Source organism: Streptomyces sp. GL_148, from assembly GCF_057834205.1.
Window position 1 is genome coordinate 6,528,370 of sequence record NZ_CM174396.1, and the last position, 17,531, is coordinate 6,545,900.

General features: G+C 71.8%; 12 protein-coding genes and 1 riboswitch. Of the genes, 9 read left to right on the plus strand and 3 right to left on the minus strand.

Translation table 11 applies throughout. The features are described 5' to 3' along the window. Nucleotides 1-12 precede the first annotated feature (12 nt). Nucleotides 13-1,137 carry a CobW family GTP-binding protein gene (locus AC3IYI_RS29840; protein ID WP_489406581.1) on the plus strand — a complete coding sequence of 375 codons (1,125 nt, stop codon included), beginning with the start codon at nt 13-15 and terminating at the stop codon, nt 1,135-1,137. Nucleotides 1,138-1,153: 16 nt separating this feature from the next. Here the strand turns inward: AC3IYI_RS29840 and AC3IYI_RS29845 are convergent, their stop codons facing one another. Then, nucleotides 1,154-3,250 carry a restriction endonuclease gene (locus tag AC3IYI_RS29845; RefSeq protein ID WP_489406582.1) on the minus strand — a complete coding sequence of 699 codons (2,097 nt, stop codon included), beginning with the start codon at nt 3,248-3,250 and terminating at the stop codon, nt 1,154-1,156. Between the two features lie 107 nt (nt 3,251-3,357). After that, nucleotides 3,358-5,817, minus strand: a complete 2,460-nt coding sequence (locus tag AC3IYI_RS29850; protein WP_489406583.1) for a DNA gyrase/topoisomerase IV subunit A — start codon at nt 5,815-5,817, stop codon at nt 3,358-3,360. Nucleotides 5,818-6,076: 259 nt separating this feature from the next. On the opposite strand from AC3IYI_RS29850, the gene AC3IYI_RS29855 reads away from it, so the two are divergent. The 4 genes from AC3IYI_RS29855 to AC3IYI_RS29870 all read left to right on the plus strand — a co-directional run bounded on the left by AC3IYI_RS29855 (nt 6,077) and on the right by AC3IYI_RS29870 (nt 10,929). Continuing rightward, nucleotides 6,077-7,447: a M16 family metallopeptidase gene (locus tag AC3IYI_RS29855; protein WP_243331721.1), complete on the plus strand. Its 1,371-nt coding sequence runs from the start codon at nt 6,077-6,079 to the stop codon at nt 7,445-7,447. Nucleotides 7,448-7,467: 20 nt separating this feature from the next. Next, entirely contained in the window at nt 7,468-8,835 is a 1,368-nt protein-coding gene (locus AC3IYI_RS29860; protein ID WP_489411730.1) for a M16 family metallopeptidase, read from the plus strand. A 240-nt stretch (nt 8,836-9,075) separates the two neighbouring features. Beyond that, nucleotides 9,076-9,234, plus strand: a riboswitch (cyclic di-AMP (ydaO/yuaA leader). A 12-nt stretch (nt 9,235-9,246) separates the two neighbouring features. Then, entirely contained in the window at nt 9,247-10,041 is a 795-nt protein-coding gene (locus tag AC3IYI_RS29865; protein ID WP_489406584.1) for a M23 family metallopeptidase, read from the plus strand. A 222-nt stretch (nt 10,042-10,263) separates the two neighbouring features. Continuing rightward, nucleotides 10,264-10,929: a GntR family transcriptional regulator gene (locus tag AC3IYI_RS29870; protein ID WP_489406585.1), complete on the plus strand. Its 666-nt coding sequence runs from the start codon at nt 10,264-10,266 to the stop codon at nt 10,927-10,929. Between the two features lie 268 nt (nt 10,930-11,197). On the opposite strand, the gene AC3IYI_RS29875 is transcribed toward AC3IYI_RS29870, so the two are convergent. After that, nucleotides 11,198-11,479, minus strand: coding sequence for an HPr family phosphocarrier protein (locus AC3IYI_RS29875; protein ID WP_489406586.1), 282 nt, complete (start codon nt 11,477-11,479; stop codon nt 11,198-11,200). Nucleotides 11,480-11,663: 184 nt separating this feature from the next. On the opposite strand from AC3IYI_RS29875, the gene AC3IYI_RS29880 reads away from it, so the two are divergent. From AC3IYI_RS29880 to AC3IYI_RS29895, 4 genes are all read left to right on the plus strand, one after another. After that, nucleotides 11,664-14,744 (plus strand): bifunctional acetate--CoA ligase family protein/GNAT family N-acetyltransferase, encoded by a 3,081-nt coding sequence (locus AC3IYI_RS29880; protein WP_489406587.1) that lies wholly within the window; start codon nt 11,664-11,666, stop codon nt 14,742-14,744. Nucleotides 14,745-14,792: 48 nt separating this feature from the next. Further along, on the plus strand, nt 14,793-15,401 hold the full coding sequence (locus AC3IYI_RS29885) for a DUF5998 family protein (protein WP_489406588.1): 609 nt from the start codon (nt 14,793-14,795) through the stop codon (nt 15,399-15,401). Continuing rightward, a complete protein-coding gene (locus AC3IYI_RS29890; protein WP_489406589.1) occupies nt 15,401-16,606 on the plus strand; it encodes an alkaline phosphatase family protein in 1,206 nt (401 codons plus the stop codon). The genes AC3IYI_RS29885 and AC3IYI_RS29890 overlap by 1 nt, the downstream gene beginning before the upstream one ends. A gap of 202 nt (nt 16,607-16,808) precedes the next feature. Continuing rightward, a complete protein-coding gene (locus AC3IYI_RS29895) occupies nt 16,809-17,459 on the plus strand; it encodes a thymidine kinase (RefSeq protein WP_489406590.1) in 651 nt (216 codons plus the stop codon). Nucleotides 17,460-17,531 lie beyond the last annotated feature (72 nt).

The window sequence follows — 17,531 nt, forward strand, 5'->3', positions numbered from 1 at the left end:
ACGATCGACCGGGTGAACAGCATCCCCGTCATCGTCCTCGCCGGATTCCTCGGATCCGGCAAGACGACCGTCCTCAACCACCTCCTCGGCAACCGGGGCGGCACCCGGATCGGGGTCGTCGTCAACGACTTCGGCTCCATCGAGGTCGACGCGATGTCGGTGGCCGGCCAGGTCGGCGACTCCATGGTCTCCCTGGGCGGCGGCTGCCTGTGCTGCGCCGTGGACGGCAGCGAGCTGGACGCGTACCTCGAGAAGCTCGCCGACCCCGTCCACCGCATCGACGTGATCGTCATCGAGGCGAGCGGGCTGGCGGAGCCGCAGGAGATGGTCCGGATGCTCGTCGCCAACGAGAATCCGGCCGTCCGCTACGGCGGCATGGTGCACGTCGTCGACGCGGCGGAGTTCGACGCGACGCGGGCCAGGCACCCCGAAACCGACCGGCACCTGGCCGTCGCCGACCTCGTGGTGCTCAACAAGACCGACCGGATCGCCGCCGCCGAACGCACCCGGATCGAGACCGCGCTCGCCGAGCTCTGCGCACCGGGGATCCCGGTCGTCGGCGCCGACCACGGGCGGATCGACCCGGAACTGCTCTTCGACCGCCGCCCGTGGACCGAGACGCGCGGCCAGCTCTCCTTCGAGGACCTGCTGGCCCAGGCACACGATCACGACGACGACCACGACCACGACCACGATGGTGATCACACCGGTCACATCCACGCCGCCTACGCGAGCACGGAGTTCGTGTCCGAGCAGGCCCTCGGCCCGCGCCGGTTCATCGAGTTCCTCGACCGCCGCCCGGCCGGCCTCTACCGGATCAAGGGCTCCGTCTACTTCGGCGTCCCCGGCCACGAGGAGCGTTACGAGGCCCACGCGGTCGGCCGCTTCCTCCGCTTCACCCCGCACGCCTGGGGCCGGGGCGAGCCGCGCCTGACGCAGCTGGTCCTGATCGGCTCGGGCACCGATGGCCCGGCCCTCCTCCGCGAGCTGGAGGCCTGCCGTGAACCGGAGCCGTGGCACGCGCTCCCGGAGAGCATGTGGGGCGTCCTGCGCTACGTACACCGCCCGGCGGGTCCGGCTCCGGAATCCGACCCGGACCCGGACGCGGAGGCTCATCCCGATCCCGAGGACCTCTGAGAGCAGCCGCTGCCGCTCAGACGACCTCGATGCCGAAGTCTCCGAGGAGGGGTTCCAGGCCGCCGGGGTAGCCCTTGCCGCCGAGGACGAAGTCCCAGTCGCCACTTGGGCGGCGCCGGAAGGAACCGAGGACCAGGGCGGTTTCGCCGGCGCGGCCGTCAGAGACCTCCAGCTGGCCCAATTCCTCGCCGACGGTGTCCAGGAGCCGGATCCGGGCGTCCGTGAAGCCCGCGAGGTCGGCGTCCGGATCGGCCTCTGGATCGATCGCCGCCACGAGGACCAGCCGGTCGGCGGCCTGCGGCAGAGAGTCGAAGGCGACGAGCAACGCGGCCTTGTCGGGCGCCGCGTGCACGTGTGTCCGTACCGAACCGTCAGGGGTGCGGGGGTTGTTGAAGAACACGAAGTGTTCCTCGCTCAGTACCCGGCTGCCCTCGCAGACCAGCGCGCACACGTCGAGGGCGACCGCGCCGTTCCAGGACATGCCGAGCACGTTGTGATCGGCTGGGGGCGGCTCCTCCGCCGTCCGCCGGGCCGGCACCGGGGTCGGTGCTGCGTCGGGCGCGCCCCCGCCAAGGCGTCCGCGCAGCCCATGCCGGTGCAGCAGGTCCACGAGTTCGACCCCGGGAACCAACTCCAGGGGCTTGCCGTTGGCGAAGGTGTACGACCCGGGCCCGAAGGTCGCCGTGGTGACCAGCACCCCCTTGTTCGCCCCTCGATCCTGGACCGTGCCGTACAGGTCCCGTACGGCCGTCGGCGGGACCGTGTTCCGGTAGCGCTTGACCTGCACCACGATCCGCCCGCCGCGGATCGGGGTCGGGTCCAGCGCCTCCACGTCCACACCGCCGTCGCCCGAGCGCTGCGTGGTCACCGCCTCCATGCCCATCGCCCGGAACAGCTCGGCCACCAGGTTCTCGAAGGCGATGGGGTCCATCGAGAAAAGGTCGGGCTCCTCCTCGCCGTCCGCGCGCCCACCGTGGCCGATGACCGTGCCGACCTCGCCGGGGCGACGCCCGGGACGCACGGTGGTCAGTTGGTCGGGCTTCGCCGAGAGCTGCCCGCGCAGGCCCTCCACGAGGCAGTCCACCGCGCTGACCTGTTCCAGGCGCAGTCCCTCGAACGTGGTGCGCGCCGCGGTCACCGTGGCGAGGACGAACTGCGCCTCTTGTCCCGTCACGGGATCGGGGCGGTCCACGAAGCCGTTCACAAGGACCGAATCCAGCACCCCGAACTCGTCGGCCGCATACAGCTCGCGCAGTACCAGGAGCACGCACTGTGCCAGGAGGTCCCGGTACAGCGCCCTGCGCTCCGTCACCGGGCGGGGCTTCACTCTGTACTGGCCCGTGCTCGGCAGGTACTGGACCGACCTGGCCTCCGGTACCACCGTGTACCCGGGCAGCTCCCAGTCCAGCACGAGCTGACGCGCACCCGGGTCGTAGGCGGCCGCCACCTGCCTCGGCAGCGCCTCGGGCCAGGCCGTCGAGACGTACAGGGCGGCCGAGAAGTACTCCACCACCGCCTCCGGGTCGCCGACGCGCAGCGCGGCGGCCAGCTCGGTGAGCCCGCCGTTGTGCGCCCGGATCCCGGCGAGCTGCTCCGCGGCCCAGGTGTCGTACTGCCGTCGGTACGAAGCCAGTTGGTGCTGCCGCTGCGCCTCGACCGCCTGCGCGACCTGCCAGGCGGCTGTGTACCGCGTGTGCGCGTCCCGCTCGGCTTGTGCCCGCTGGCCCGAGCCGAGGGTCCAGCCGCTGCTCTGGTGCTGGAACTGCTCGATGCGCGGGAGCGCCACCGGGTGCGCCAGGTCTCCCGGGGCAAATGGTTCCAGCTGCTCCGGCCGGACCATGGCTGCCGTCCGGAAGGCCGGCGCCCTGCACCCCGTGACCAACAGGACCCGTAGGGCCTCGACCTCGGCGTCGAGCTGCGCGGAACGCCGTCGCGCCTCGGCGTCGTGATGCTGCCGGTCGGCTGCCTGCTGCTGCCGTTGCCCCCGGACCCCACCGCCTTCGTAGGGTCGCTGGGGGTGTTCCGCCTCGCGTTGTCGGACCAGCTGTATCTGCTGCGTCCGGCGCTGGGCTTCGGCCCAGTCCCTGATCGATCCGTCCGACCGACGACTCATCAGTTCTGTGTCTCCCCGCCCCACCCGACAGTGCCAAGAGGGAAAACACTAGTCGCCATTCGGGTGGTACGTCCCCCGGACGTACCACCCGAATGACCTTGAACCTCCTACAGCGCTGCGCCCGCCAGCGCCGCGACCACGGCCGGCAGCGCCGTGCCCGAGCCGTCCCGGCGCGGGTCGACGGCCGGCAGCAGGGCCGGAGTGCCGTTCGCCGCCGCCGCGCGGACCGGGGATGCGCCCGCCCAGGCCAGCAGCAGGACGTCCTCGCCCTTCAGGAACCGCTGGCAGCGCACGCCGCCGGTGGCCCGGCCCTTGCGCGGGTACTGGTCGAACGGGGTCAGCTTCCCGGACTGCATCGAGTCGTCCAGCGTCCCGTGCGAGCCCGCCACGGTGAACACCACGGCCTCGCGCGCCGGATCCACCGCCGAGAAGTGGATCACCTTGGCGCCGTCCGCGAGCTTGATGCCCGCCATACCGCCCGCCGGGCGGCCCTGCGGGCGGACCTGGCCCGCCGGGTAGCGCAGCAGCTGGGCGTCGTCGGTGATGAAGACGAGATCCTCCTCGCCGGTGCGCAGCTCGACCGCGCCGACGATCCGGTCACCGTCCTTGAGGGTGATGACCTCCAGCTCGTCCTTGTTGGCCGGATAGTCCGGCACGACCCGCTTGACCACGCCCTGTTCGGTGCCGAGCGCCAGACCCTGTCCGGACTCGTCCAGCGAGGTCAGGCAGACGACCTTCTCGTCGGCCTCCAGCGCGGAGAGGAACTCCGTGACCGGGGCGCCGCCCGCCAGGTTCGGCGCGGCGTGGGTGTCGGGCAGTTGCGGCAGGTCGATCACCGACAGCCGCAGGAGCCGCCCGTACGAGGTGACCACGCCGATCTCCGCCCGCGCGGTCGCCGCGACCTGCGAGACGATCAGGTCGTGCTTGGCGCGGGCGCCGCCCTCCTCCTCGGGGAGCGGCTCGGCGTTCGGCGTGCGCGCGAGCAGCCCGGTGGAAGACAGGAGCACCCGGCACGGGGTGTCCTCGACCTCCAGCGGAACCGCCGCGACCGCCGTCCCCGCCGACTCCAGCAGCACCGTACGGCGCTCCGTGCCGAACTTCTTCGACACCGCGGCCAGTTCCGCCGAGACGAGCTTGCGCAGCTCGGCGTCGGAGTCCAGGATCCCGGTCAGCTCGTCGATCTCGCCGGCCAGCCGGTCGCGCTCGGACTCCAGCTCGATCCGGTCGAAGCGGGTGAGCCGGCGCAGCGGGGTGTCCAGGATGTACTGGGTCTGGATCTCGCTCAGCGAGAAGCGCTCCATCAGGCGCTCCTTGGCCTGTGCGGAGTTGTCGCTGTCCCGGATGATCCGGATGACCTCGTCGATGTCGAGCAGCGCCACGAGCAGGCCCTCGACCAGGTGCAGGCGGCCCTGCCGCTTGCCGCGGCGGAACTCGCTGCGGCGGCGCACGACCTCGAAGCGGTGGTCGAGGTAGACCTCCAGCAGCTCCTTGAGGCCCAGCGTCAGCGGCTGCCCGTCGACCAGCGCGACGTTGTTGATGCCGAAGGACTCCTCCATCGGCGTCAGCTTGTACAGCTGCTCCAGCACGGCCTCGGGGTGGAAGCCGTTCTTGATCTCGATGACCAGGCGCAGGCCGTGCGAACGGTCCGTGAGGTCCTTGACGTCCGCGATGCCCTGGAGCTTCTTCGAGCCGACCAGGTCCTTGATCTTCGCGATGACCTTTTCGGGACCGACCGTGAAGGGCAGTTCGGTGACGACCAGCCCCTTGCGGCGCGGGGTCACGTCCTCCAGGGCCACCGTGGCACGGATCTTGAAGGTGCCGCGGCCGTTCTCGTAGGCGTCCTTGATGCCCGAGAGGCCCACGATCCGGCCGCCGGTGGGCAGGTCGGGACCCGGCACGAAGCGCATCAGCGCTTCCAGGTCCGCCTCCGGGTAGCGGATCAGGTGGCGGGCGGCCGCGACGACCTCGCCGAGGTTGTGCGGGGCCATGTTGGTGGCCATGCCCACCGCGATCCCGGACGCGCCGTTGACCAGCAGGTTCGGGTACGCCGCGGGCAGGACGACCGGTTCCCGCTCCTGGCCGTCGTAGTTCGCGGCGAAGTCGACGGTGTCCTCGTCGATCCCGTCCGTCATCAGCGAGGCGGCGTCGGCCATCTTCGACTCGGTGTACCGCATCGCGGCCGGCGGGTCGTCGTTGCCGAGGGAGCCGAAGTTGCCGTGGCCGTCGACCAGCGGGAGCCGCATGGAGAAGGGCTGCGCCATGCGCACGAGGGCGTCGTAGATCGACGCGTCGCCGTGCGGGTGCAGCTTGCCCATGACTTCGCCGACGACACGGGCGCACTTCACGTAGCCGCGGTCGGGGCGCAGGCCCATCTCGTTCATCTGGTAGACGATGCGCCGGTGCACCGGCTTCATGCCGTCGCGGGCGTCGGGCAGGGCGCGGGAGTAGATCACCGAGTACGCGTACTCGAGGAAGGAGCCCTGCATTTCGTCGACGACGTCGATGTCGAGGATCTTCTCCTCGAAATCCTCCGGCGGCGGCGGGGTCTTCGTGCTGCGGCGGGCCATCGCTGCGCGGCTCCTTAACCAAGATTCGGGATGAGCTGAGCTCTCACGGGGTGGGGCTGGGACTGGACTGGGATGGGGCTGGGACGGGCGGGCGGGCGGTTTCGGACAGGGGTGACGCGGACCATTGTGGCCCGAGGCACCGACAACGCCGACTCCGACCCAGGACTGGGCCGGGAACTTCTCCGCCTGCCGACACGCTTGCATACAGTGGCAGGTCTGACAGGAATCTCTGCATCGCGATCGAAGGGACCACATGCCCATGGGTCACACGGCCACAGCTCACGCAGGCTCCGGCGGCCTCACAGCGACCGAGCACCGGCTGGCCAACGGCCTGCGCGTGGTGCTGTCCGAGGACCACCTGACCCCGGTCGCCGCGGTCTGCCTCTGGTACGACGTCGGCTCGCGCCACGAAGTCAAGGGACGTACGGGCCTGGCTCACCTCTTCGAGCACCTGATGTTCCAGGGCTCGAAGAACGTCTCCGGCAACGGCCACTTCGAACTGGTCCAGGGAGCCGGCGGCTCGCTCAACGGCACCACCAGCTTCGAGCGGACCAACTACTTCGAGACGATGCCGACCCACCAGCTGGAGCTCGCGCTGTGGCTGGAAGCGGACCGGATGGGCTCGCTGCTGGCCGCCCTGGACGACGAGTCCATGGAGAACCAGCGCGACGTCGTCAAGAACGAGCGCCGCCAGCGGTACGACAACGTCCCGTACGGCACGGCCTTCGAGAAGCTGACGGCCCTGGCCTACCCGGAGGGCCACCCGTACCACCACACCCCGATCGGTTCCATGGCCGATCTGGACGCCGCGTCCCTGGAGGACGCGCGCGCGTTCTTCCGTACGTACTACGCGCCCAACAACGCGGTGCTCTCGGTCGTCGGCGACATCGACCCCGAGAAGACGCTCGCCTGGGTCGAGAAGTACTTCGGCACCATCCCCGGCCACGACGGCAAGCAGCCGCCGCGCGACGGCTCGCTGCCCGAGATCATGGGGGAGCAGCTGCGCGAGGAGGTCGTCGAGGAGGTTCCGGCCCGCGCGCTGATGGCGGCCTACCGGCTCCCGCACGACGGCACCCGCGAGTGCGACGCCGCCGACGTGGCGCTGACCGTCCTGGGCAGCGGCGAGTCCTCCCGGCTCCACAACCGCCTGGTGCGCCGCGACCAGAGCGCCGTAGCGGCCGGTTTCGGCATGCTGCGCCTCGCCGGCGCGCCCTCGCTGGGCTGGCTGGACGTCAAGACCTCCAGCGGGGTCGAGGTGCCCGCCATCGAGGCGGCCGTCGACGAGGAGCTCGCGCGCTTCGCCGCCGAGGGCCCGACGGCCGAGGAGATGGAGCGCGCGCAGGCCCAGCTGGAGCGCGAGTGGCTGGACCGGCTGAGCACGGTGGCCGGCCGCGCCGACGAACTGTGCCGCTTCGCGGTGCTGTTCGGCGACCCGCAGCTGGCGCTGACCGCCGTCCAGCGCGTCCTCGACATCACCGCCGAGGAGGTGCAGGCCGTGGCCGCGGCCCGACTGCGCCCCGACAACCGCGCGGTGCTCGTCTACGAGCCGCTCGAAGCCGGCGCGGACGACGACACCGACCTCACCGAAGAGACCGACGCGAGCGACGAGAACGAAGGGGCGGAGCAGTGAGCGACACCGCAGCCGTCACGATGACCTTCCACCCGCGCCCCGAGGCCGGCGAGCCGCAGCCGTGGGCCTTCCCGGCCCCCGAGCGCGGGGTCCTGGCCAACGGCCTGACCCTGCTGCGCTGCCACCGCCCGGGCCAGCAGGTGGTCGCGGTCGAGATCAACCTCGCCGCCCCGCTCGACGCGGAGCCCGAGGGCCTGGACGGCGTGGCCACGATCATGGTCCGCGCCCTGTCCGAGGGCACCGACAAGCGCTCCGCCGAGGATTTCGCCGCCGAGCTGGAGCGCTGCGGCGCCACCCTCGACGCGCACGCCGACCACCCCGGCCTGCGGGTCTCCCTGGAGGTCCCGGCCTCCCGCCTGCACAAGGCGCTGGGGCTGGTCGCCGAGGCGCTGCGCGCGCCGGCCTTCGCCGACGCCGAGGTGGACCGCCTGGTGCGCAACCGGCTCGACGAGATCCCGCACGAGAGCGCCAACCCGCAGCGCCGCGCCGCCAAGCAGCTCTCGAAGGAGCTCTTCCCGGCCTCCCTGCGGATGTCGCGCCCGCGTCAGGGAACCGAGGAGACGGTCGCCCGCATCGACTCCGCGGCCGTACGCGCCTTCTACGAGGCCCACGTGCGCCCCGCGACCGCCACCGCGGTGGTCGTCGGCGACCTGACCGGCATCGACCTGGACGCCGTCCTGGCCGACACCCTGGGCGCGTGGACCGGTGACACCACCGCCCCGCGCCCGGTCCCGCCGATCACCGCCGACGACACGGGCCGCGTGGTCATCGTGGACCGGCCCGGCGCGGTCCAGACGCAGCTGCTGATCGGCCGCATCGGCGCCGACCGGCACGACCGGGTCTGGGCGCCCCAGGTGCTCGGCACGTACTGCCTGGGCGGCACGCTCACCTCCCGGCTGGACAAGGTGCTGCGCGAGGAGAAGGGGTACACCTACGGCGTGCGCGCCTTCGGCCAGGTGCTGCGCTCCACCGCCGACGGCAAGGGCGCCTCGATGCTCGCCATCAGCGGCTCGGTGGACACCCCCAACACCGGCCCGGCCCTGGACGACCTCTGGACGGTGCTGCGCACCCTCGCGGCGGGCGGCCTGACCGACGCCGAACGGGACGTGGCCGTGCAGAACTTGGTGGGCGTGGCCCCGCTGAAGTTCGAGACGGCGGCCTCCGTCGCGGGCACGCTCGCCGACCAGGTCGAGCAGGAGCTTCCGGACGACTACCAGGCGCAGTTGTACGCGCGGCTCGCCGAAACCGGGACGGTGGAGGCCACTTCGGCGGTCGTCAGCGCCTTCCCGGTGGACCGCCTGGTCACGGTCCTGGTCGGCGACGCCTCGCAGATCGAGGAGCCGGTGCGGGCCCTCGGGATCGGCGAAGTGACCGTGGTCGTCAACTGACCGTCCGTTGACTGCCGACGGGTCACCAACTGGCCCGTCGCACAAGGGGATCCGGCAAGGGACTCCGGCGGCTTGTCCGCTGGAGTCCCTTTTGCCCTTTCCTGTCCCTTTGGTGGTGTGGTTGCTTGTATGTGGTGTGGCGTATGCAACAAAAAGGCGTGTCTGTTTGGCGATTGACTGATGATCCGCCTAGCGTCGGCCGTGCTGTCCGTCAGTTGTAACCGCCGCATCCGCGGCACCGGGCAGTGATCGCCGAGTCCCCGTCAGGCGCGAGCCTGGGGAGCCGGGGACCCACTTGTGTCCCTGGGGTGAATCGGACCACCTCGCAAGAGGGGCCCGTAGGAGACCTTCCTGCTCCGAACCCGTCAGCTAACCCGGTAGGCGAGAGGGAAGGAAAGGATCAGCCCCTTCATGGCGTTTGGCAGTAGTGCCGCCGGTAAGCACCGTGGTTCGAGCCGTATGAGCCGCAGGACCGCCGGCTACGCCGGCATAGCCGCCCTCGCCGCTACCGGCGTCGTGGGCTCCCTGGCCGGCCCCGCGTTCGCCGCGGACAAGTCCCCCTCCATGGAGGACACCGGCGCCCTCAACACCATCGTGGTGGCCGACGAGCTCGCCGGTGACGTCGAGGCCCAGGCCCAGTCCCAGCAGCGCGCCGCCGAGGCCGCCGCCGCCAAGGCGCAGGCCGAGGCCGACGCCCGGCAGCGGGCCGCCGAGGCCAAGGCGAAGGCCGAAGCGCAGGCCAAGGCCGAGCGTGAGGCCGCCGAGCGCGCCGCTCGCGAAGAGGAGCGCAAGCGCCTCAACACCTTCGTGTCCCCGCTCGACAACACCTATGTCAGCACCCAGTACCACGCGGGTGGCGGCATGTGGTCCTCCGGCAGCCACACCGGCATCGACTTCCACGCCGCCTCCGGCACCGAGGTGCACGCCGTGGGCCTCGGCACCGTGGTCGAGGCGGGCTACGGCGGCGCGTACGGCAACAACGTCGTCATCAAGCACGCCGACGGCACGTACACCCAGTACGGCCACATGTCCTCGCTGAGCGTCTCCGTCGGCCAGCAGGTCGTCCCCGGCCAGAAGATCGGCCTGTCGGGCTCCACCGGCAACTCCAGCGGCCCGCACCTGCACTTCGAGGCCCGCACCGGCGCCGACTACGGTACGGACATCAACCCGGTCACGTACCTGCGCTCGCACGGCGTCACCGTCTGACCCGCTCGCCTCACCGCACGTCTTCCGCGAAGGCCCCGGCTCTTTGAGAGCCGGGGCCTTCGTCGTGCTTCGTGCTTCGTGCGCGCGCTTCGCGCTTCCTGCTTCGTGCTTCCTGCTTCGCGTTGTGTGAATGTTTCGTATTTCCGGCCGCCCTCGGAAATTATCGTGTGTTGCAATAGAGTCGCAACGCGCACAGCCCTACGAAAAGGCGGAGGTCCGGTCTTGCGTATTCCCGCGCACACGGTATGCACAGCGATCCGCGACGACATCGTCTCCGGGGTGTTCGGGCCCGGCGGCCGGCTGACCGAGGAGGTGCTGGCCCGCCGCTACGGAGTCTCCCGCGTCCCGGTGCGCGAGGCGCTGCGCACGCTGGAGTCCGAGGGGTTCGTGACCACCCGGCGGCACGCGGGCGCCTGCGTGGCCGAGCCGACCGAACAGGAGGCGGCCGACCTCCTGGAGCTGCGGATGCTCCTGGAGCCCCTCGCGGCCGCCCGGGCGGCCCGGCGGCGCAGCGAGGCCCACCTCAAGGTGCTGCGCGGCCTGGTCAGGCTGGGCCAGGAGCGGGCCAGGAGGGGGCAGGGGGAGGATCTGCGCTCCCTGGGAGGCTGGTTCCACGAGACGCTCTCCCAGGCCTCGGGCAGCCCCGGGCTGATCACGCTTCTCACGCAGATGCGGCACAAGGTGGCCTGGATGTACGTGGTGGAGGCCCCGGTGCGGCCCGTGGAGTCCTGGGCGGAGCACGGCGCGATCGTCGATGCGGTGGCCCGGGGCGACGCCGAGCGGGCGCGGGCGCTGACCGCGGTGCACGTGGACCGGGCGGCGGGGGCGCACCGGATGCGTGTGAGGACTTTGCAACCTGCCGTAAACACGGCAAGCGTTCCGCATTAACAAGCGCCGCATACAAAGGGGAGATATCCGGGCCGGGGTAATTGACGCCCGCGCCTCGCGCTTTATTCCGCCGCCGGAATTCGGCCCCTCAGTGGTGTGTGTATTTCCGCCCGGGCCGACGGGTCGACGGGCCGCGGGCCGACCGGATTTCCCCGCGGAAAAGCAGCGAAGCCGTTGCCCTCGACCGGGGCGGTCGGGGGCAACGGCTTCGCCGTGCAAGTCCTGCAAGTCTGCAAGTCTGCGAGTCCTGCGGGTTGAACCCGAAGGGTCAGACGGTCTCGGGAAGCTCCTCGAGCCCCTCGGCGACCAGCTTCGCGAGGCGGTCCAGCGCGACCTCGGCTCCATCGGCCTCGGAGGAGAGGACGATCTCCTCGCCGCCCTGGGCGCCCAGGCCCAGAACCGCCAGCATGGAGGCGGCGTTGACGGGGTCGCCGCCCAGCTTCGCGATGGTCACCGGGACGCCGGAAGCGGTCGTCGCACGGACGAAGATCGAGGCGGGACGAGCGTGCAGGCCCTCGGCCCAGCCGACGTTGACGCGGCGCTCTGCCATGGTGATGCCCTTCAGGTTCTTACGGTTGTCTAGACCAGTCTCTCACGGCGTCCGGAATGGTCGAACCGACCTTCGGCCCGAGTTTTCCGCCATTCGACCTACCCCAGCTTGCCCTGATTCGAGACAGCTTGCCCGATGCGCCGCGCCCGGGCCACTCGGACCGTTCGAGCCTTAAGGTGACCCCATGACGACCGAGTCCGACCCCTCGTACCCGGACCACTGGGAAGCCGACGTGGTCCTTCGCGACGGCGGAACGGCCCGGATCCGGCCCATCACCACCGAAGACGCGGGCCGGCTGGTCAGCTTCTACGAGCAGGTCTCGGACGAGTCCAAGTACTACCGGTTCTTCGCTCCCTACCCCCGGCTCTCCGACCGCGACGTGCACCGCTTCACGCACCACGACTACGTGGACCGGGTCGGCCTCGCCGCGACGATCGGCGGCGAGTTCATCGCCACCGTCCGCTACGACCGGATCGGCGCCGACGGCCGCTCGGCCACCGGACCCTCCGACGAGGCCGAGGTCGCCTTCCTCGTTCAGGACGCCCACCAGGGACGCGGAGTCGCCTCCGCCCTGCTCGAACACATCGGCGCGGTGGCCCGCGAACGCGGGATCCGCCGCTTCGCGGCCGAGGTGCTGCCCGCCAACAGCAAGATGATCAAGGTCTTCACCGACGCCGGCTACCAGCAGAAGCGCAGCTTCGAAGACGGCTCCGTCCACCTCACCCTCGACCTCGAACCGACCGCCGAGTCCCTCGCCGTCCAGCGCGCCCGCGAACAGCGCGCCGAGGCCCGCTCCGTCCAGCGCCTGCTGGCCCCCGGCTCGGTGGCGGTGATCGGAGTCAGCCGCTCCCTCGCGGGCGTGGGCGCGGCGGCCCTGCGCAACCTGCGCGACAGCGGCTTCCACGGCCACCTCTACGCCGTCAACGAGGCCGTCACCCGCGATCTGCTCGACGGCGTACGGGCCTACCCCAGCCTCGGCGCCGTCGGCGCCCCGGTCGACCTCGCGGTCATCGCGGTCCCGGCGGACCGGGTCCCGGACGCGGTGGCGGCCTGCGGTGAACACGGGGTGCAGGGACTGGTCGTCCTGTCCGCCGGATACGGGGAGAGCGGGGCCGAGGGCCTGGCCCGCCAGCGCGAACTGGTGCGGCAAGTGCGCTCGTACGGGATGCGGTTGATCGGACCGAACGCCTTCGGGGTGATCAACACGGCCCCCGAGGTGGAGCTGAACGCCTCCCTGGCCCCCGCTCCGGCCCCCGCGCGGGGAAGGGTCGGCCTCTTCACCCAGTCCGGGGCGATCGGCATCGCGCTGCTCTCCGGGCTGCTGCGGCGCGGGGAGGGGCTGTCCTCCTTCATCTCCGCCGGGAACCGGGCCGACGTCTCCGGCAACGACATCCTCCAGTACTGGTACGACGACGAGGCCACCGACGTCGCGCTCATGTACCTGGAGACCCTGGGCAACCCGAGGAAGTTCACCCGGCTCGCCCGGCGCACCGCGGCCGTCAAGCCGGTGGTCGTCGCCAAGGGGGGCCGGCACACCCCCGCCGGACACGTGGTCCCCGGCACCCGGCTGCCCGAGGCGACGGTCTCGGAGCTGCTGCGGCAGGCCGGCGTCATCCGGGTCGACACGGTGACCGAGCTGGTGGACGTCGGCCTGCTGCTGGCCTCGCAGCCCGTACCGGCCGGGCCGCGGGTGGCCATCCTCGGCAACTCCGAATCGCTCGGGGTCCTCACCTACGACGCCTGCCTGACGGAGGGGCTGCGGCCGCTGGCCCCGCTCGACCTGACCACGGCCGCCTCGCCGGAGGACTTCCGCACGGCCGTCTCCGCGGCGCTGGCCTCGCCGGACACCGACGCCGTCGTCGTCACCGCGATCCCGTGGGTGAGCGAGCACGCACTCGCCGACGATCTGGCCGAGGCCCTGCGGGCGGCGGCCGCCGCGCACCCCGGCAAACCCGTGGCCGTGGTCCACGTGGAGCTGGGCGCCCTCGCGGAGGCCCTCTCGGCGGCCACGACGCCGACCGCCACGACGCCGACCGCCGCGACGCCGACCGCCGCGACGCCGACCGCCGCGACCGCCCTCGCGGACGTGCTGCCCGCGACGCTGCCGACGCCGGCGACGGCCATGGCGGCCCTCGCCTCCGGGCCCGCCTCCGGGGCTGATGCCGGACCCGACGCCGTGGCCGCCTCCGGGTCCGACGCCGTGGCCGCCTCCGGACCTGATGCCGGGCCCGGTGCCGGGCCCGGTGCCGGACCCGAAGCGGGATCCGAAGCCGTGCCCGTCTCGGAGTCCGACGCCCCGCCCGCCCCCATGCCCGCCACCGCGGCGGCGCCCTTCCAGCCGGAGCCGGCCTCCGGCGGCGGCGCGGGGAGCGCGACCGCGCACGCTGCCGGAACCGCACGGATCCCCAGCTACCCCGCCGCCGAACGGGCCGTCAAGGCCGTCGCCGAAGCCGTCCGCTACGGACAGTGGCGCCGGGGCATCGCCGAGGTCGGACAGGTGCCCGAGTTCGAGGACATCGACGAGAGCGGTGCCGCCGGGCAGCTCTCCCGCCTGCTGGCCGGAGTAGGGGAGGAAGAGGTGGCGACCCTGGAGGACCCCGACGCCCGCGAGCTCCTCGCCCGGTACGGGATCCGGGTGCTCTCCACGCTCCCGGCCCCCAGCGCGGACGCCGCCGTCCGCGCCGCCGCGGTCCTCGGCTACCCCGTCGCGCTCAAGACCACCGCCCCGCACCTGCGCCACCGCGCCGACCTCGGCGGGGTCCGCCTCGACCTCACCACCGAGGCCGAGCTGCGCCGCTCGTACGACGAGCTCACCCACGCGCTGGGCAAACCACAGGAGCTGCTCCCCGTGGTCCAGTCGATGGTCCCGCGGGGCGTCGACACCGTCATCCGCTCCGTCATCGACCCCGCCGCGGGCGCCGTACTGTCCTTCGGTCTCTCCGGGGTCGCCTCCGAACTGCTCGGCGACACCGCCCACCGGCTGGTTCCCGCCACCGACAAGGACGCGGCGAGCCTGATCCGCTCGATCCGCACCGCCCCGCTGCTCTTCGGCTGGCGCGGCAGCGACCCCGTGGACACCCCCGCCCTGGAGGAACTGCTCCTGCGCCTCTCCCGCCTCGTCGACGACCACCCCGAGGTGGTCGGGGTCGCCCTGGAGCCCGTCGTCGTCGCCACCGAGGGGCTGTCCGTGCTCAGCGCGACCGTCCGCGTCGCCCACCCGCCCGCCCGCGGCGACCTCGGCCCGCGGACCCTGCCCAGCTACTGAGGTCCGACGGGCCCCGGGGCGGCCGGGGTGCCCCGTACGGGCCTTAGGATGGACCTCATGGCGAAATCCGGTACGACGACCCAGGGGCTGCGCACGGCGATCGAGCGCAGCGGCTACTACCCGGCCCTCGTGGCCGAGGCCGTGGAGGCCGCGGTGGGCGGCGAGCCGATTTCGTCGTACCTGGTCCACCAGGAGACGACCTTCGACTCCAACGAGGTGCGCCGGCACGTCACCGTGCTGGTCCTCACCGGCAACCGCTTCATCGTCAGCCACACCGACGAGCAGGCCGCCGACGCCGGGTCCCCCTCCCCGTACGCGACCACCTCCACCGAGTCGGTCAAGCTGGCCAGCATCTCCTCCGTGGTGCTCAGCCGCGTCGTCGCGAACCCGGAGTCCTACACCCCCGGCACCCTGCCCCGCGAGGTCGTCCTGACCATCGGCTGGGGCGCGGTCTCGCGCATCGACCTGGAGCCCGCCGCCTGCGGCGACCAGAACTGCGACGCCGACCACGGATACACCGGCAACTCCACCGCCGACGACCTCAGCCTGCGTGTCAGCGAGGCCGGCGACGGCCCCGAGGCGGTCCGCCAGACCCTGGTCTTCGCCCAGGCGCTCTCCGAGGCCACGGCAGCCACGTCCTCCACCCCCGCCCGCTGATGGCGTACGCCGCCGCGCAGAGCTGGCAGGACGAGCCGGAGCTGCTGGACCTGGCCGGCGCCCCGGTGCCGCACTACGGCACCGGCTCGCTCGCCGACCTGCTGCCCACCCTCGTGGCCGGCCAGGGCGTACCCGGCTTCGAGGCCTCGATCGCCGAGCTGACCCCGGCCGACCGGAACTGCGTGTTCCTGGTCGACGGCATGGGCTGGGAACAGATCAAGGCCCACCCGGACGAAGCCCCCTACCTCACCTCCCTCCTCTCCACCTCGCGTGGCGGCACCGGCCGTCCGATCACCGCGTGCTTCCCGGCGACCACCGCCACCTCGCTGGCCTCCGTCGGCACCGGCCTGCCGCCCGCGCGGCACGGCCTGCCCGGCTACACCGTGCGCAACCCGGCCACCGGCGAACTGATGAACCAGCTCCGCTGGCACCCGTGGACCGCGCCCAAGCCCTGGCAGCCGTACCCGACCGTCTTCCAGCAGGCGGACAAGGCCGGGGTGGCCACGGCGCAGGTGTCCTCACCCGCCTTCCAGACGACCCCGCTCACGAAGGTCGCGCTGAGCGGCGGCACCTTCCTCGGCCGGATGACCGGCGAAGAGCGCATGGACCTCGCGGCCGAGCGGCTCGCGGCCGGCGACCGCTCGCTCGTCTACACGTACTACAGCGAGCTCGACGGGGCCGGCCACCGGCACGGCGTCGACTCCGACGCCTGGCGCGGCCAGCTCATGTACGTCGACCGGCTGGTGCAGCGGCTCGCCGAGCAACTGCCGCCGCGCACCGCGCTGTACGTGACCGCCGACCACGGCATGGTGGACGTCCCCTTCGACGAGGACTCCCGCATCGACTACGACGACGACTGGGAACTCGGCGCGGGCGTGGCCCTGCTGGGCGGCGAGGGCCGGGCCCGCCACGTGTACGCCGTACCGGGCGCCGAGGCCGACGTCCTGACCGTCTGGCGCGAGGTCCTCGGTGACCGCTTCTGGGTCGCGAGCCGGGCGGAAGCCCTGGAACTGGGCTGGTTCGGGGCACCGGGCGAATGCGACGAGCGGGTCCTGGGCCGCATCGGCGACGTGATCGCCGCCGCCCAGGCCGACGTGGCGATCACCGCCTCCCGGGCCGAGCCCAACGAGTCGGCCCTCGCGGGCATGCACGGCTCCATGACCCCGGCCGAGCAGCTCGTCCCGCTGCTCGAAATCCGCTCCTGACACTCCGGGCAGCGCCCCTTTCCCCCACCTTCCCCCTCCCTCCGAAAGGCCCCGTACTCCCCATGCCCGAGCTGGTGTTCTTCTCCGGAACGATGGACTGCGGAAAGAGCACCAACTCGCTGGGGAATCCGCCATCTCGCGCAGGGGCCGCCGACCATCGCTGCCCCACGGTCTGCCCGCCCCGAAAGGTCACCCTCCTCTGATGTCCGAATTGGTATTTTTCTCCGGCACCATGGATTGCGGGAAGAGTACTTTGGCGCTCCAGATCGGGCACAACCGATCGGCGCGCGGTCTCCAGGGCGTGATCTTCACGCGCGACGACCGGGCGGGCGAGGGCAAGCTCTCCTCTCGCCTGGGCCTGGTGACGGAGGCGGTCGAGGCCACCGAGGGCATGGACCTGTACGCGTATCTCGTGAACCAGATCTCCCGGGGCGGCAAGGCCGACTACGTCATCGTCGACGAGGCACAGTTCCTGGCCCCGGAGCAGATCGATCAACTGGCGCGCATCGTGGACGACCTCGGCAAGGACGTCTTCGCCTTCGGCATCACCACGGACTTCCGCACGAAGCTGTTCCCCGGCTCTCAGCGTCTGATCGAGCTGGCCGACCGGATCGAGCAGCTCCAGGTCGAGGCCCTGTGCTGGTGTGGAGCCCGCGCCACCCACAACGCCCGCACGATAGACGGCGAGATGGTGGTCGAGGGCGCCCAGGTCGTCGTCGGCGACGTCAACCGCCCGGCGGGGGAGATCGGTTACGAGGTTCTCTGCCGCCGGCACCACCGCCGCCGCATGACGAGCGGTTCAGCCCAGGCCGGGGCCCTCTCCCCGGATGTCCTCCCGGTCAACCACGCCTGATAGCCCGCCACGTGATCGTTCCCGGGATGCTGCGCGCCGCCGCGAACGGCTGAGCCTGCTGGCCAAGTGCTT

Excerpts from the sequence above, each read along its gene's own strand:
- AC3IYI_RS29860 (WP_489411730.1), top strand. The coding sequence starts at position 7,468 with ATGACCTTCCACCCGCGCCCCGAGGCCGGCGAGCCGCAGCCGTGGGCC.
- AC3IYI_RS29845 (WP_489406582.1), bottom strand. The coding sequence starts at position 3,250 with ATGAGTCGTCGGTCGGACGGATCGATCAGGGACTGGGCCGAAGCCCAG.
- AC3IYI_RS29855 (WP_243331721.1), top strand. The coding sequence starts at position 6,077 with ATGGGTCACACGGCCACAGCTCACGCAGGCTCCGGCGGCCTCACAGCG.
- AC3IYI_RS29885 (WP_489406588.1), top strand. The coding sequence starts at position 14,793 with ATGGACCTCATGGCGAAATCCGGTACGACGACCCAGGGGCTGCGCACG.
- AC3IYI_RS29850 (WP_489406583.1), bottom strand. The coding sequence starts at position 5,817 with ATGGCCCGCCGCAGCACGAAGACCCCGCCGCCGCCGGAGGATTTCGAG.
- AC3IYI_RS29880 (WP_489406587.1), top strand. The coding sequence starts at position 11,664 with ATGACGACCGAGTCCGACCCCTCGTACCCGGACCACTGGGAAGCCGAC.
- AC3IYI_RS29865 (WP_489406584.1), top strand. The coding sequence starts at position 9,247 with ATGGCGTTTGGCAGTAGTGCCGCCGGTAAGCACCGTGGTTCGAGCCGT.
- AC3IYI_RS29895 (WP_489406590.1), top strand. The coding sequence starts at position 16,809 with ATGTCCGAATTGGTATTTTTCTCCGGCACCATGGATTGCGGGAAGAGT.
- AC3IYI_RS29875 (WP_489406586.1), bottom strand. The coding sequence starts at position 11,479 with ATGGCAGAGCGCCGCGTCAACGTCGGCTGGGCCGAGGGCCTGCACGCT.
- AC3IYI_RS29890 (WP_489406589.1), top strand. The coding sequence starts at position 15,401 with ATGGCGTACGCCGCCGCGCAGAGCTGGCAGGACGAGCCGGAGCTGCTG.